We start from the raw sequence: 14,572 nt of genomic DNA, 5'->3' as shown, positions 1-14,572 counted from the left end.
CCAGTGCTCGGGGAGGCTCACCGAAAGTTGAATCTCGTAAAACGCAGCGCCGCGTCTCGGTGCTGGCCGGACGACAGAATTGGTCTCCAGGGCACAACTGTTGCTCTTCAGACGCACCGCGCGTTTGTAGTGAGGCGGGCTGCCGTGCCCGCTAAACTCATTCGCCGATCGGGGGAATTATGGGAGCCGGACGAATCTTCTCGACATTTCTGGTCGCGCTCGGAGTCACTGCGCTATCGATCGCCGGGGTGGCGCGCGCGGCTGACAGCGACGGCGCCGATGCCGCTGCCGCGCTCAAGGAAATCCGGGCTGAGATGCGCCAGTTGCGCGAGGATCGCAAGCATGACCGCGAAGTGATCCGCTCGCTCCAGGTCAAGGTCCAGCAACTCGAGATCAAAGACTCCCGGGTCGAGACCACCACGCAGCAACTCCAGAACACCGATCAGAAGCTGAAGGAGACCACTCTCGAGCTCGATCAGACCAATCAACAAGTGAAGACCTTGCAGACCAAGGTCGAAACGCCGATCCCGCCGTCACAGTTCGGCAGCGTCTTCGATCGATACCTTGGCTCGCACACGTTCACCGTGACCGGCGCGGCCGGCGGCGAATTCATATATGACCAGCAAAGTGGCGCGCTCGACGGGCTCCATCATGCGTCGCAGAACTCGTTCTTCTTCGATTGGGAGCCGATGATCCTGTACCGCCCGGCCGACTGGATCCTGTTCGAGGGTGTGTTCAGCGCGGGATTTGGCGCCACCGGGACTGGAACCGATCTGTCTACCGCGGATTTCCAGATTTTCCTCGACAAATATTTGACGGTCGTGGGCGGCCTCTTTGATCAGCCTTTCGGAGACTGGTACGAAGCCCAGAGCCCGATGTGGGTGAATCGGTTTGTCACGGCGCCGCTCCCGTTTGGAGTAGAGCCGGTTGTCCCACCCGGCGAACTGGGACTCCAGCTTCGCGGCGGGATGCAGTTCGGTGCGCTCGGTCAGGATTTGGACTACACCGCATGGATTGGAAACGGCCCCAACTTCAGCTCGAACGTCCTCGGTGCCGCGATGTCGAGCCCGACCTCGATTGCATCCGCCGAGACCAACGGCAAATCGTTCGGCGGCCGCTTTCGAATCTATCCGCTCCCGGTTGATACGAATTGGGGGCGCCTCGAGCTCGGCGCGTCCACCTACAACGGCAAGTGGCAGAACGGAAACTGGTTCAACTCGTGGGGCGTCGATTTCAACTACTTCGTCGGCAACTTGCAGACGCGCGGTGAATGGCTCGAATCGTACCGCCAGATGCCGATGGGTCAGAACACCGACCATCGCCAGGGATGGTACGTGCAAGCCGGTTACTTCCTGACCGGAATTAAAGTCCCGGGCTTTCCCGAGATGATCAACAACTACCTCCGCCGATTCGAGCCGCTGGTGCGCTACTCGGGAGTCAACCAGCGCGGCGTCTCGACCGACGACATCGAGGGGGCGACCGGCGTCGGACTGGGCGGCACACAGGTGGGACTGGTTCCCGATTTCGGTATCAACGGGTCGCCCGCGACCTATGCGCCGCACTCTCGTGAGGTGGCGTTGGGTCTCGATTATTGGATCGCCCCGTCGATTGTCTGGCAGAACGAATTCGATATCGAATTGCCACACGCGGGAGGAGTGTTCGTCTCACCGAGCGGCGCGGAGACTCCCGCCGGCTCCATCCCGAACGATCACGCATTCCTCAGCCAGTTCACGATCGGATTCTGAGCGGAGTCACGATGATGAAAAAAATATTCGTGGCCATCGCCCTTGCGGCTCTCGTGATTGGATCGGCGGGCGCCCGTGCCTCCGCCCAGGATCAGGACAACATGACCCCCGCCGAGCACAAGCGCCTGTTCCGCGAAGGCGCCAAGCTGTGGCCCATTTACTGCAACACCTGTCATAACGCGCGCCCCGGCTCGGAGAAGGCGCCCTACGAGTGGGACATGATCATCATGCACATGCGGACGCTCGCAAACTTTCCTCAGGAAGACACCCAGGCCATTTTGGAATACCTCAAGGCCCGCTGAAATCGTACGCGACGAATTAACCCTGAATCGGAGGACGATGTGAATCGAGTCATCTCAGCCCCGGGAACTTACGTGATAATCGCGTGCGCAGTAATCGCGTGCGCGTTTGCTCCGGTGCGCGCGGCCGACATGGCGGCCGCCAAGCAGAACTACGATACGTTTTGTGCGAAATGCCACGGCCCCGGCGGCAAGGGCGACGGTCCTGCCGCGGCGACACTTTCCACCAGCCCGCGCAATTTCACCGACTGTGCCGCGATGGGCAAGATTTCCGACGATACGATGTTCAACGTGATCAAGAACGGCGGCGCCGCCAATGGTCTCAGCAAAGACATGCAGGCGTGGAGCGCAGGCTTCGAGGACGGTGAGATACACGACCTGGTCGCCTACGTCAGGACCTTCTGCGCGAAGTAGTTAGATGAGCGATGGAAATACGATCGACGCGACGCCGCGCGACCTGTGGTGGTTCCGCAAAAATGTCCCATGTCTCGACGCATGCCCGGTCAAGACCGATGCGGGCCGCTACGTTCAGCTGATCGCCGAAGGTCGCCTCGCCGAAGCCTATCGCGTCGCGCGCTCGCCGAATCCTATTGCCTCGATATGCGGCCGCGCATGCGGCGCTCCATGCGAAGACGCATGCCGCCGTGGCAAGATCGACGCGCCCGTGACGATTCGCGCACTCAAGCGTTTTCTCACCGACCAATTCGGTCCCGAAGCGCTCTCGTCGAAGGGAGTGCGCGAGACGATCGCGGGACCGTCCGGCGGCGGCAGCACAACTCCCGGTCATATCGACCTTCCCGGCGCGCGGCCTGCCGCCGACGGGTCGAAACGCAAGGTTGCCGTCGTCGGCGCGGGGCCGGCCGGACTCGCGTGCGCAAACGATCTGGCGCTGATGGGTTACAGCGTGACGGTTTTCGAAGCGATGGAACACGCGGGCGGGATGCTGCGATACGGAATCCCAGCGTACCGGCTGCCGCGCGACGTTATTGATTGCCAGGTCCGCGAGATAGAAGAGCTTGGCGTCGAGTTCCGCTACTCGACTCCCCTCAAACCCGGCTTCGGAGTTCGCGAGCTGAAGGCGCAGGGCTTCGAAGCCATCTTCCTCGCCGTCGGCGCGTCGCGCGGTCGCGCAGTGCCGATCGAGGGCAGCGATGCTGACGGCGTGATCAAGGCGATCGACTACCTGCTCAATATCAATCGCGGCTACCGCGTTCCGCTGGGCGGCAAGGTCGTCGTCATCGGCGGCGGCCTCGTCGCGATCGACGCGGCCCGCACCGCCGTCCGCGCGCTCGTCCCCGGACTGGTCATGTCCGAAGAGGAAGAGCAGAGCGTCGCCGCCGGCACGATGCGCGTGGCGCTCGATGCGGCCCGCGAAGCGGCGCGGCGCGGTGCGCTCAAGGTTACGGTCGCGAGTCTCGAGTCCGATGCCGAGATGCCCGCGATGAAATCCGCGCAGGGCCGCGAGGAACTCGACATCGCGCGCGAAGAGGGCGTCACCTTCATGCCCGGATGGGGCCCGAAGCGAATCGTCATCCGCGACGGCCACGCAGTGGGAATCGAGCTCGTGAAATGCGTCAAAGTATTCGACGACGCCGGCCGCTTCCGCCCGCAGTTCGACGAAAACGACAAGCGCATCGTCGATGCCGACGCAGTGATCCTCGCCATCGGCCAGGCGCCCGACCTGTCGTTCGTCACGCCCGAAGATGGCGTCACAGTCACGCCGGCGGGAACGCTCAAAATCGATCCAATCACGCTCGAAACGGGAATCGCGGGTGTATTCGCCGGCGGTGACGCGGCCTTTCCGCCGTCGCTGCTGATCACTTGCGCGCAGCACGGTAAGCTCGCCGCGCGCGGCATCGACGCGTACCTGCGCGGCAAGCCGCTCGGCCAGCCGCGGATGCACGTCACCATCGAAGAACTCCCGACCGACAACTACAAGATGGTTGATAAATACGAGCAGAAACGTCGCGACATCCCGCTGGTGCCGCTCTCGCGCCGCACCGGAATCACCGAAGTCGAGTCCACCTTTACGCCCGACGACGCCCGCGAGCAGGCCGAGCGATGCCTCTACTGCCACATCCACCCGATTTACGACGGCGCGAAATGCATCCTGTGCAATCGATGCGTCGACATCTGCCCCGAGCATTGTCTGCATTTCACGCCCGCCGCTGAAATCGCTGACCAGGAACGCATCGCCGGCGTGATGACTGAAACCGAGACGCGCAGCGCGTTTTTGTACGACGAAGCAAAGTGCATCCGATGCGGCCTGTGCGCGACCCGCTGCCCGACCTCCGCAATTACGATGGAACGCTTCCAGTTCGAGGAAACGGCCAGCTGATGGACGGTGATCGGCGAAAGATCCTTCGCTTCATCGGCAAGGGATCGGTGTTGGCAGCGTTCCTCGCGCAGATCGGCGCCGCCGGCCGCGCATTTTTCCCCAATGTGCTCTACGAGCCGCCGAGCCGCTTCAAGCTCAAGCACCCCGCCGATTACCCCGACGGCTACACCCTCGACGAGGCGCATCGGCTGTACGTGATTCGTCAGAAGGACGCGTTCCACGTGATCTCCGCGATCTGCACGCATCTCGGATGCAACGTGCAGTGGCGCGACACCGAGTTCGATTGCCCATGCCACGGCAGCCGCTTCCGTCCCGACGGCACCGTGATTTCAGGACCCGCGCCGCGCCCGCTCGATTGGTTTGCAACCACGGTTTCGCCCGACGGCTACCTCGAAGTCGACAGCGCAAAAGACGTTGCGCGCGACTTCCGCCTCATCGTCGGCGGAAAAGGCACGGCCTGAACCGGTGGGTGACAAGATCAAGGCGCTCTGGCGCAAGACTGCGTGGGCATGGTCGCCCGACAGCGATCGCGAGTCATCCGAAGCGATCGTCAAGAACTTCTGGCTGCATTGGTTCCCCGCCAAAGTCGCGCGCGCCAGCATGGAATGGAACTACTCGTTCTGGCTCGGCACCGCGTCCGCATCGCTGCTGCTGATTCTGACGGTCACCGGCGTGATGCTGATGTTCTTCTACGTGCCTTCGACCGAGCGCGCGTACGGCAGCATCAAGGATCTGCAGTACGCCGTGAGCTTCGGCCGGATACTCAGGAATCAGCATCGATGGGCCGCAGAAGGAATGGTCGCCGTCGTCTACATCCACATGGCGCGAGTGTTTTTCACCGGCGCCTACCGCGGCCCGCGCGCAATCAATTGGGTGGTCGGCGTCGTGCTCTTCCTCGCGACCTTGTTCCTCTCGTTCACCGGCTACCTGCTGCCGTGGGACCAACTGGCGTTCTGGGCAATCACCGTCGGCACCAGCATCGCAAAGCAAGCCCCCTTCGTCGGCCCAACGATTCAGTTCCTTCTCCTCGGCGGCCACGAAATCGGACAGCAAACCCTGCTGCGATTCTACGTCCTGCACGTCTTCTTCCTGCCAGTCTTTGTGTGGATCCTGTTCGCCTATCACATGTGGCGCGTCCGCAAGGACGGCGGCCTCGCGGCAGTCGAGGGAATTCGCAACGCGCGCGTGATGGCGCCGAAGGCGACTCCGAAGACGAAGAGTTACTCGCTGTTTGGAATAACGCCCGGCACGTCGGTGGCGGTGATGAGCTCGACCGGGCTCGAAGAGTCCGACCAGGTTTCCTCGTCCCCGAATATGTCGCGACGGATCGCGCTGGTCTTCCTGGTCGTATTCAACCTCACGCTGCTCGCCGCGATCCTGTTCAACGCACCGCTCGAGGGTCTCGCGAATCCTTCCGTCACGCCCAATCCTGCGAAGGCGCCATGGTACTTCGTCTGGCTGCAGGAATTGGTCGCATCAACGACGGTTCGCTTCGGTGGGTATACGGTCAGCGGCGCGCTGCTAGGAGGAATACTGCTGCCCGGATTTCTGCTCGCAGTGTTGACGCTGTGGCCGTGGCTCGATCGTTCACCGCTTCGTGCGGAAGGGCGATGGCTCGCGCCCGAGCGCAAGCGGCAGAACGTGACCTTCGCAATCGCGACGCTCGCGATCATCATTCTGATCATGGTCGGGGTTTATCTGCGCGGTCCTTACTGGCGGATCTACTGGCCCGGCCAGTCGCGCCCCGAGACGCCGCGGCTCTACTGACATGGCCGACCAGAACGAATCGTTCGAGACCAAGGACTTCGGCTGGCTGGTCGCGATGTCGATCCTGTTCCTGCTGCTGGTCGTGATCTGCTTCTGGCGCGAGTTCAGCACCGAATGGGGACCCTATCAGCGGCAGTTCCCGCAACTGCTCGGGCATTACGGCAAGGGCGAGGACGCCCGCAACTTCCAGCCGGGCATCCAGCAGATATGGATTCCCAAGATTGGAGTGACCGACCGCTGCGTCACGTGTCATCTCGGCTACGAGTGGTCGTCGGTTCTTCCCGCCACGATCGCCGAGCCGCTGAAGCCGCATCCGATGAACGACTGGATCGCGAAGCACGAGTTCGCGAAGTTCGGATGCACACCTTGTCACGGCGGCGACGGAGCGGCGACCACAGTCGCGGGAGCGCATCAGGGCGGTCGCGGATGGGACGATCCAATGCTCTCGAACGCACTCGCGGCGCAAAACGGCCTCACGATGAACGAGATGATCCAGTTGCGGTGCAACTTTTGTCATCGCCATGATGCGGCGACGCCGGGGATGGACCAGATCAATCTCGCCAAGGTGCTCTTCAAAAAGAAAAAGTGCCTGCTCTGCCACGTCGTCGAATCACGCGGCGGCGCCACCGGACCCGAATTGACCTATGAAGGCGACCGCAATCCCGAACTGCTGAACTTCGCGCACGTGACTGGCGATCACACGATGTTCAACTGGAACGTGCAGCATCTGACGAAGGCGAGTGCGGTCTCACCGAACACCGCGATGCCCGATTTCAACTTCAAGCCCGAGGAGTCGAGAGCGCTGACTCTCCTGCTGCTAAGCTGGCGGCGGCTGACCTATCCGCCGGAATACATTCCCGATCCGCAGGTGGCCGTCGCCGCGATGCAACCGTCGCCAACGTCAACCGCGACGCCCACCCCGACTGCGACACCTGTCGCGCGAGCATTTCGACAAAATGGTGAATCGATGAAATCAAAAGTGTTGATATTTGCGGTTGGCGCGACGATAGCCTTCTCGCAGCCTGCGCTGTCCGCCGACAATGATATAGCTGAAGGGCATCGTTATTTCGTGCGTTACTGCGCGTCGTGCCATGGCACCGACGCGCTCGGTGACGGTCCGGTCGCGAAAAGCCTCGCGACGCCGCCGGCGAATCTGCGCAAGCTCGGCGACAAATATGGCATGCCGCTGCCGGCGCATCGCATCGCCGAGCTGATCGACGGCCGCGATACTGCCAGGGCGCATGGCAGTCATGAGATGCCGGTTTGGGGAGAGAAGCTTTACGAGCTGGGGCAGGGTGAAGAAGGTGAGAAGGGAATTGGCGATGTGATCGCGAAAATAATTGCCTACCTCAACACGATCCAGGATCGGCGGACGGCGATGCGATAGGAGTTGTTATTTGTCGCCACGGGGCCAGGTGATGCGGCCTTCGGTTGCGACGTCGATTTCGACTTGCTTCGCCACTGTAAGAAATAAAACGCTCGGGTCCTTCATGCCCCAATCGACGTACGGCACTGCCGGCAATCAGGACAGCTAGAGCTACAAGCCATCCTATAGGTAGGAAAGTCTTCGGCATCATCATATTTTCTAGTCGTCTAGACTCACAAAACGGATAAGTCCTGCGCATAGGAAGATCATTCCTATGCCTAAGGTTGCCGCCAAAGGCTGCAGCGTCGCGGACGGCGGCTGGTTGCGAATCATCAGATCGTTGAATGCTTGCATGGTCCACGTCGTCGGCATCCATCGCGCGAATTCGCGCATCCATCCGGGCTCGAAGTCCAGCGGCCACCAGCATCCGCCGATCGCGGCCATCGCCATGCTGATAGTCACTCCCAGCGGCATGACCGAATCGTGAGCGCGCGCAATCGACGCGACTACCAGTCCCAGCGCCGCGGCCGCGAAGGAGATACCGATCGTAGGAATGATTAAGGCAAGAGGATGGCGTCCCAGCGTGATTCCGAACAGCGCCCAGCCGACCGCGAGCAGCAACACCATTTGGACGATTCCGACGATGAATCGCGCGAATAATTTTCCGAGCAGCAGACCTGAAAGCGGCGCGCCGCTGGCCTGTAGGCGCTTCAAGGTCCCCCAATCGCGCTCATCGAAGAGCGTCAGCGCAATTCCCAGCATCATGCCGATCAGCAGAAACGTGACACCGAATCCGGGGACGTACTGATCGAAGGCATTGACGCTTATAGCTTCGCCCTCGATCGCGGGACGCTCGAGGAATCCGAGATCGCCGGGAAGCCGGAGCGCCTGAGGCGCGCCAAAGGACTCGATTTGCGATTGCGCCGCCGCGCCCGCCTGTTCGGTGACTCTTCGACACAACTCGTCGATACGAAGTTCGATCGGATTGACCTCGACGCGCCTGACAGGATCGACAAACAGTATCAGCCGAGGTTGAAGTCCTGCTGCGACATCCGCGCTGGTGCCCGCCGGAATCACCATCGCAATCGGAGTGCGGTCGCGCCCGCTTACCAAGTGGCGCGCTTCGTCCGGGTCGTCGAGCATTTCCAAAGTGAGATTGTGCTCCTTGTGCAGCGCGCGAATTATTCCGTCGGACACCTGGCCCTTGTCGAGATTGACCACCGGGAGCCGAATCGAATTCGTAGCACCACCGTACAGACTGCCGAGCGAATATCCGGCAACCGTAATGATGACGACCGGTGCGAACAGCAGCATGAACAGGACGATTGGATCCTTGACCAGCAGCCGCGCTTCATTTTGAGCGGTGAGCCAAATTGCACGAAGCATAGAAGTAACCCGCATGCTCAAATCACCTGGTCGCGCAGTGTGTGACCGGTCAGCGCGACAAATGCGTACGACAGATTCGGGCTATGCAGGTTGAAGTCGATAACGTTCACGTCCATGGTCCTAAGTCCGTGCAGCACCTCGGCGACACGCGCGAAATTGTTCATCCCGAGAGTAGCCTTGCCTTCGATTCCCGCCGAACCGATTTCACGCACGCCTTCGAGCGAATCGAAGCGCCCTTCAGGCAAAATGCCGCGATAAGTTAGCTCGATTCGAGGACGCCCGCCGCCAAGCGAAATCACTTTTTCGAGGCTGCCGTCAGCAACCAGCTTGCCGCTTCCGCGAGGACCTGTATTACCGGCTCGCAGTAGTTCCGCTGACGGTTCCTGCTCTGCGCGATCATCGCGAGGATATCCCCGAGCTTTGCGCTCTCTTCCTGGCGCAGGGCCGCCCGCGATCTGAAGACGCCGCCCCGTAAAATCAGCGTCGAGGCGATTATACTCTTCTCAGCTACGACTTTCCGGGGAATATTCGCGAACTTCGCAACCTCATCGAGCGCGCGTGTATTCTCTCAGCCGGCGAGGAGATCACGCCGGAGAACTTCCCGGTGCCCGCGCCGCGCAGCGCAAACGGCGTCGTGGCGCGCACTTCCGCCGAGCTCACGGCCGATCAACTCGCCGAGATGATTCCCCAGACTCATAATCTTCGGGACTTCCTGGCTTCGCTCGAAAAAGCGGTGATTCAGCGCGCGTTGAAGATCGCCGACGGCGCCCAGACGGAAGTCGCGCGCCGTCTTGGAATGTCGCGCAGCGATCTCTCTTACAAGCTCGGAAAGCATCGCATCAAGGATTCCGCCAGTTGAAATTTCGAAACCTTCCGCGCGCTCGCAACGTATAGTGCACGTCGTGAGTTCGTGCGAGCACTGAACGCAGTAACGTAACTGGTCAGAGTTAAGTCAGTCCGGTTTGGTCAGATGATGTTAGGTTTCGACGGCTTCATGTGTCACCCTATAAGTAACTGCGCTGACATGTTGTCTCTGAGATTTCTCTTCCTCCGCGTCTCCCCACGAATGAATACTCGAAACCGAGGTGCCTGATTGTGTCGTCGATCCGCCGTTTAAAGGAGCTGAAGCATGACATTATTAGTCGGCATGCGCATGCGGATAATCTTAAGGCACTAACGCAAGTTCTGACGACGTTGTCGCCGTTTGCGCTTCTTTGGTGGGCCGCCCTGATGAGTGTCCACATTTCCTACTGGCTCACCGGCGTTGCAGTATTGCTAATCAGCTTGTTCACTCTGCGCGCTTTTGTGTTGATGCACGAATGCGGTCATGGCAGCTTGTTTCGCACCCACCGGCTCAATCGTGCATTCGGTTTTATCCTTGGCGTCGTCTCCGGCATGCCGCAGTACGTGTGGTCGCAGCACCATAACTTTCATCACGCCAACAACGGCAACTGGGAAAAATATCGCGGCCTCTATACCACGCTATCAGTCGATGAATACGAGGCGATGACCCCCGCACAGCAGCGCCTGTATCGAGGCAAGTGCAGCATCGCGGTCGCTCCTTTCGCCGGTCTTATATATGTGATTTTCAATCCGCGCTTTACCTGGCTCAAAGGCAGTATCGGCTTGGTGAGCCACATTGTTAGAGGGAAACTTGCGCAGCCCAACCTGTCGATCAAGGCGCACGCCGCCGGTTTTGAAACGCGCTACTGGAAATCGAACAGAGAGTACTGGCATATGTCCTGGAACAATATCGTCCTGCTCAGCGTATGGGCTTTGATGTGCTGGGAATTCGGTACTGCGCTGTTCTTTACGATTTATTTAATCAGCGCCTCGCTTGCCGGCGGCGTCGGAATTATTCTGTTTACCGTCCAGCATAATTTTGAGCACTCCTATGCCAGCGATGGCAGCCACTGGGATTATGACACCGGCGCGATTGAGGGATCGAGTTTTCTGATTTTGCCCGGCTGGTTAAACTGGTTTACCGCCAACATTGCGTATCACCATGTTCACCACCTATCTGCCAGAATTCCGAACTATTGTTTGATAAAATGCCACAACGAGTATCGCGATCTCTTTACGGGTGTGACCCGCGTCAAGTTATCTCACATTCACAAGGCCCTGAAATATATTCTTTGGGACACGCGCGCACGGCGAATCATTTCGGTGGCGGAGTACGAATCGCGCGCTTATGCCGGCTAGCTGGTGCGCGCGACCAGCGCGACGAAATCGCCTTCGGTCAGAATGCCGACCAGCCGTCCGTTTTCGACCACCGGTAGACAACCGATCTTGCGCTCAGTCAAAACGCGCGCGGCATAGACCAGCGACGCATCGGGCCTGACGGTGACGACCTCGGTCGCCATCACGTCTTTGACGGCGAGAGAGTCCAGCAGTTTCCGCTGAGCGTGCTTGCCGTAGCCAAGCGCCTGCGCGAGCGCGTCGCGAAAGAGATCGCGCTGGGTCACAATGCCGACCAGGTTCTGACCTTCATCATCGAGAACCGGCAAATGACGAACCCGCCCCAGCCGCATGATGTCGTCGGCCAGCGTCAGCTTGTCATTGCGCTTGAGGGTGGTGGGATCGGCCGTCATCACGTCGCGAACTTTGAGTTCTTTCATTTTGCCTTCTCCGAAATCACTTCACAGATAGTCCGATTGCGCGCGTCGATATAGATGATAAGAATCGGGCTTGCCTGACGCCAACAACGGATGACCCTGACTCGCAGATTCGCGCTCGCACTTTCGCTGGTCGCATTGATGACCATCGTCGGCGCGGCCGGCTACATCCTGATCGAACACATGTCGGTGCTCGACGCCTTCTACATGTCGGTCATCACGATCTCGACGGTTGGCTTCCAGGAGGTAAAACCGCTTAGCCCGGCGGGTCGTCTTTTCACGATCGGGCTGATAGTCACAGGAGTCGGCAGCGCGGTTTACCTGTTCACCGTGATTGGCGAACTTATCGTCGAGGGGCGCCTTAGAGAGTTCCTCGGGAAGAGCGCAATGAATCGCAAAATTCACGACCTGAAGGACCATGTCATCGTATGCGGCTACGGACGCTTCGGCCGCGCGGTGGTCGAAGAACTAACACGCAACACGGTGCCGATGGTGGTGATCGAATCGGATCCCGCGAAGCAAGGAGACCTGGATGGGCTGGGCGCGTTGCACGTGATGGGATCGGCGCTGGAAGATTCGGCGCTCGAGAACGCCGGAATCAGTTCGGCCCGCGCGATAATCGTCGCTACCGGATCGGATGCCGACAACGTGTACATCACGCTTTCGGCGCGCGAGAAAAATACGAAGATTCTCATCTACGCTCGCGGCGACTCGGAAGCGGGACTGCGCCGGCTGAAGCTGGCAGGCGCGGACCAGGTGGTCGCCGCCTATCAATGGGCCGGCTTGAGAATCGCCGCGAGCATCCTGCGCCCGTCGGTCATCGATTTTTTGCAACTGTCCGTGCCCGGCCGCGAGTCCGAGGTCGATCTCGAGGAGATCAGGATCTCGCGCGAAAGCCCGGCAGCGGGAAAGACGATCGCCGCGGTGGAACGGGAGAATCCGCGCCTCCGAATCGTGGCGATGAAGCGCAACGAGGAACGACTCGAGATGATTCCCGCCGCCGACACCAGGATCGAGGCGAACGATCTGCTGGTAGTGATCGGCGAAACCGACAGTCTGAAACGCCTGGCTTCCGCTTAGGTAAGAACACCCATCTGAAAGTTGTGCCGCCCGAAGCGCGCGCTGGAGGGAATCGACTGCCGATATACTCGCGGTCAAGTCTGGTGTACAAATATGCACAGGAAGAGCGGTGTCGAATTTGAGTGGGATCCGAACAAGGCAGCGAGCAATTTTCGCAAGCATGGAGTCCGGTTTGCAGAGGCTGTATCGGTCCTTGAGGACTACGCAGCGTTAAGTATGCCGGACGCCGATAGCCTCGAAGAGCGCTTCGTAGCCCTCGGCATGGACTCGCTTGGCAGAATTCTCGTGGTAGTTTACGCCGTTCGCGACGTTCGAATCAGAATCATTTCGGCGCGCAAGGCCACGCGGCGGGAGCGATCACAATACGAGAAAAAACACAGATGAAAAGAGAATACGATTTCAGCAAGGCCACGCGTGGCCCGGTTGTGCCTCCTGCACCTGGAAAAACTCGAATAACTATTCGTCTCGACAACGATGTCATCGAGCATTTCCAGAACATTGTCGATCGCGCGGGCGGCGGAAATTACCAGTCCATGATCAACGCGGCACTGCGCGAATATATCCAGGGGGCGCGTCTGGAAGCTGTCGTACGTCGAGCAGTTCGCAAGGAAGTCGAGGCTGTGCGACAGGCGTTAGCGAAAACGGGGTGAACGACCAGATGTCGAGGCCTTCCAACCGTAGTAATATTTGAGCGCTACACGAGGAGCTTTGCACTATGCCTCTGAACTCTCGCCCACCACGCCGAATTGCGATTATCGGGTCCGGCTTTTCGGGGCTCTGCCTCGGTATCCAACTCAAACGGCTGGGGACCGATTCCTTTACGATCTTCGAAAAATCCGATCGGCTCGGTGGCACCTGGCGTGACAATACCTATCCCGGCGCGGCGTGCGACGTGCCGTCGTTTTCATATTGCTTCTCTTTCGCGCAGAAGACCGATTGGTCGCGGAAGTGGGCGCCGCAGTCCGAGATTCTCGACTATATGGAGAATTGCGCGAAGAAGTACGACCTCCTTCGGCATATCCGCTTCTCTACCGAGATAGCCGGTGCGACTTGGGACGATGCCGCGGCCGTGTGGCGAATCCGCACGACCAACGGCGAGGAAGTCCTGGCCGACGTGCTGGTCGCTGGCGTCGGACAGTTGAATCGCCCCAACATGCCGAAGCTGCGCGGCGCCGAAAATTTCAAAGGCGTGTCATTCCATTCGGCGCGATGGCGTCATGACGTCGATCTGACCGGCAACACCGTTGGCGTGGTCGGCAACGCGGCGAGCGCGATCCAGTTTATCCCGCAGATCGCGCCCAAGGCCGGCAAAGTCTATATCTTCCAGCGCAGCGCAAACTGGATGGTCCCGCGAAACGATCTCGCGTACACCGACGATCAAAAGCGCAGGTTCGCGCGTAATCCGCTGCGGACGCGGCTCTACCGCTGGCTGATCTATTTTCAGCACGAGATGAACTGGCCGGTGTTCCATCGAGTATCGTTTTTGTCGCGGCGGATGGCGCAGGCGGCGGAGACCTACATGCGCACGACAGTCACCGACCCGAAGCTGCGGGAGGCGCTGGTTCCCGACTATCCAATCGGCGGCAAGCGCATTCTGATTTCCGACGACTACTACGCGACGCTCAATCGCGACAACGTCGAGGTCGTGACCAGCGGCATCGATCATCTCGATGAAAACGCCGTCGCCACGACGGATGGCCGCACGATGCCGGTAGACGTTCTGATTTATGCAACCGGATTTGAATCGACCGCGTTCCTCGCGCCGATGGCTATCCGCGGTCGCGCCGGATATCTGCTGAAGGACGAGTGGGCGGGAGGCGCCAAAGCCTACCTCGGCATCAGCGTCGCGGGATTTCCGAATCTATTTCTGATGTACGGACCGAACACGAACCTCGGGCACAACTCGATCATCTTCATGATCGAATGCCAGGCGAACTACAGCCTCGACTGTCTGCGAAAGTTGGACGAAACCGGCG

The 14,572-nt window shown here is 60.0% G+C and carries 17 protein-coding genes; 13 read left to right on the top strand and 4 right to left on the bottom strand.

Features of this window, described 5'->3' with window-relative positions; genetic code table 11:
* Positions 1 to 179 precede the first annotated feature (179 nt).
* The 7 genes from WB650_RS03890 to WB650_RS03860 are packed head-to-tail and all read left to right on the top strand — an operon-like array spanning position 180 to position 7,536.
* Positions 180 to 1,745 carry a hypothetical protein gene (locus WB650_RS03890; protein ID WP_422302987.1) on the top strand — a complete coding sequence of 522 codons (1,566 nt, stop codon included), beginning with the start codon at positions 180 to 182 and terminating at the stop codon, positions 1,743 to 1,745.
* 14 nt (positions 1,746 to 1,759) lie between these two features.
* The gene (locus WB650_RS03885) at positions 1,760 to 2,047 is read left to right on the top strand and encodes a hypothetical protein (protein WP_422302985.1); all 288 of its coding nucleotides are present in this window, start codon (positions 1,760 to 1,762) and stop codon (positions 2,045 to 2,047) included.
* Positions 2,048 to 2,086: 39 nt separating this feature from the next.
* Positions 2,087 to 2,458, top strand: a complete 372-nt coding sequence (locus WB650_RS03880) for a c-type cytochrome (protein WP_422302983.1) — start codon at positions 2,087 to 2,089, stop codon at positions 2,456 to 2,458.
* A gap of 4 nt (positions 2,459 to 2,462) precedes the next feature.
* Positions 2,463 to 4,382 (top strand): FAD-dependent oxidoreductase, encoded by a 1,920-nt coding sequence (locus WB650_RS03875; protein ID WP_422302982.1) that lies wholly within the window; start codon positions 2,463 to 2,465, stop codon positions 4,380 to 4,382.
* Positions 4,382 to 4,843, top strand: a complete 462-nt coding sequence (locus WB650_RS03870; RefSeq protein ID WP_422302980.1) for a ubiquinol-cytochrome c reductase iron-sulfur subunit — start codon at positions 4,382 to 4,384, stop codon at positions 4,841 to 4,843. Before WB650_RS03875 ends, WB650_RS03870 begins: the two co-directional genes overlap by 1 nt.
* A gap of 4 nt (positions 4,844 to 4,847) precedes the next feature.
* Entirely contained in the window at positions 4,848 to 6,149 is a 1,302-nt protein-coding gene (locus WB650_RS03865) for a cytochrome b (RefSeq protein WP_422302978.1), read from the top strand.
* Position 6,150: 1 nt separating this feature from the next.
* Positions 6,151 to 7,536 carry a c-type cytochrome gene (locus WB650_RS03860; RefSeq protein WP_422302976.1) on the top strand — a complete coding sequence of 462 codons (1,386 nt, stop codon included), beginning with the start codon at positions 6,151 to 6,153 and terminating at the stop codon, positions 7,534 to 7,536.
* 6 nt (positions 7,537 to 7,542) lie between these two features.
* On the opposite strand, the gene WB650_RS03855 is transcribed toward WB650_RS03860, so the two are convergent.
* The 3 genes from WB650_RS03855 to WB650_RS03845 form a co-directional block, all read right to left on the bottom strand.
* The gene (locus WB650_RS03855; RefSeq protein WP_423959501.1) at positions 7,543 to 7,671 is read right to left on the bottom strand and encodes a hypothetical protein; all 129 of its coding nucleotides are present in this window, start codon (positions 7,669 to 7,671) and stop codon (positions 7,543 to 7,545) included.
* A gap of 63 nt (positions 7,672 to 7,734) precedes the next feature.
* Complete coding sequence (locus WB650_RS03850; protein WP_422302974.1) at positions 7,735 to 8,901, bottom strand: ABC transporter permease; 1,167 nt, start codon at positions 8,899 to 8,901, stop codon at positions 7,735 to 7,737.
* A gap of 17 nt (positions 8,902 to 8,918) precedes the next feature.
* On the bottom strand, positions 8,919 to 9,200 hold the full coding sequence (locus tag WB650_RS03845) for a hypothetical protein (RefSeq protein WP_422302972.1): 282 nt from the start codon (positions 9,198 to 9,200) through the stop codon (positions 8,919 to 8,921).
* Positions 9,201 to 9,505: 305 nt separating this feature from the next.
* On the opposite strand from WB650_RS03845, the gene WB650_RS03840 reads away from it, so the two are divergent.
* Positions 9,506 to 9,760, top strand: a complete 255-nt coding sequence (locus WB650_RS03840) for a helix-turn-helix domain-containing protein (protein WP_422302970.1) — start codon at positions 9,506 to 9,508, stop codon at positions 9,758 to 9,760.
* A 236-nt stretch (positions 9,761 to 9,996) separates the two neighbouring features.
* Entirely contained in the window at positions 9,997 to 11,103 is a 1,107-nt protein-coding gene (locus WB650_RS03835; protein ID WP_423959499.1) for a fatty acid desaturase, read from the top strand.
* Here WB650_RS03835 and WB650_RS03830 read toward each other — a convergent pair.
* On the bottom strand, positions 11,100 to 11,519 hold the full coding sequence (locus WB650_RS03830) for a CBS domain-containing protein (RefSeq protein ID WP_422302965.1): 420 nt from the start codon (positions 11,517 to 11,519) through the stop codon (positions 11,100 to 11,102). The genes WB650_RS03835 and WB650_RS03830 overlap by 4 nt on opposite strands.
* 90 nt (positions 11,520 to 11,609) lie before the next feature.
* Between WB650_RS03830 and WB650_RS03825 the strand changes: the two genes are divergently transcribed.
* The 4 genes from WB650_RS03825 to WB650_RS03810 form a co-directional block, all read left to right on the top strand.
* Complete coding sequence (locus WB650_RS03825; RefSeq protein WP_423959497.1) at positions 11,610 to 12,596, top strand: potassium channel family protein; 987 nt, start codon at positions 11,610 to 11,612, stop codon at positions 12,594 to 12,596.
* A 93-nt stretch (positions 12,597 to 12,689) separates the two neighbouring features.
* Positions 12,690 to 12,980 (top strand): BrnT family toxin, encoded by a 291-nt coding sequence (locus tag WB650_RS03820; RefSeq protein ID WP_422304346.1) that lies wholly within the window; start codon positions 12,690 to 12,692, stop codon positions 12,978 to 12,980.
* The gene (locus WB650_RS03815; RefSeq protein ID WP_422304345.1) at positions 12,977 to 13,246 is read left to right on the top strand and encodes a BrnA antitoxin family protein; all 270 of its coding nucleotides are present in this window, start codon (positions 12,977 to 12,979) and stop codon (positions 13,244 to 13,246) included. Before WB650_RS03820 ends, WB650_RS03815 begins: the two co-directional genes overlap by 4 nt.
* A 65-nt stretch (positions 13,247 to 13,311) precedes the next feature.
* Positions 13,312 to 14,572: flavin-containing monooxygenase (locus WB650_RS03810; protein ID WP_423959494.1), on the top strand; the 1,261-nt coding region annotated here is incomplete at its 3' end.

This window comes from Binatus sp. (SeqCode) (assembly GCF_049584895.1).
Classification (GTDB): domain Bacteria; phylum Desulfobacterota; class Binatia; order Binatales; family Binataceae; genus Binatus.
Note: the sequence above shows the minus strand (reverse complement) of the source record. Positions and strands in the feature narration are given on the sequence as shown.

Bases quoted from the DNA above. Each gene is read 5' to 3' on its own strand.
- WB650_RS03890 (WP_422302987.1), top strand. From the start codon at position 180: ATGGGAGCCGGACGAATCTTCTCGACATTTCTGGTCGCGCTCGGAGTC.
- WB650_RS03885 (WP_422302985.1), top strand. From the start codon at position 1,760: ATGAAAAAAATATTCGTGGCCATCGCCCTTGCGGCTCTCGTGATTGGA.
- WB650_RS03875 (WP_422302982.1), top strand. From the start codon at position 2,463: ATGAGCGATGGAAATACGATCGACGCGACGCCGCGCGACCTGTGGTGG.
- WB650_RS03870 (WP_422302980.1), top strand. From the start codon at position 4,382: ATGGACGGTGATCGGCGAAAGATCCTTCGCTTCATCGGCAAGGGATCG.
- WB650_RS03860 (WP_422302976.1), top strand. From the start codon at position 6,151: ATGGCCGACCAGAACGAATCGTTCGAGACCAAGGACTTCGGCTGGCTG.
- WB650_RS03850 (WP_422302974.1), bottom strand. From the start codon at position 8,901: ATGCTTCGTGCAATTTGGCTCACCGCTCAAAATGAAGCGCGGCTGCTG.
- WB650_RS03830 (WP_422302965.1), bottom strand. From the start codon at position 11,519: ATGAAAGAACTCAAAGTTCGCGACGTGATGACGGCCGATCCCACCACC.
- WB650_RS03825 (WP_423959497.1), top strand. From the start codon at position 11,610: ATGACCCTGACTCGCAGATTCGCGCTCGCACTTTCGCTGGTCGCATTG.
- WB650_RS03820 (WP_422304346.1), top strand. From the start codon at position 12,690: ATGCACAGGAAGAGCGGTGTCGAATTTGAGTGGGATCCGAACAAGGCA.
- WB650_RS03815 (WP_422304345.1), top strand. From the start codon at position 12,977: ATGAAAAGAGAATACGATTTCAGCAAGGCCACGCGTGGCCCGGTTGTG.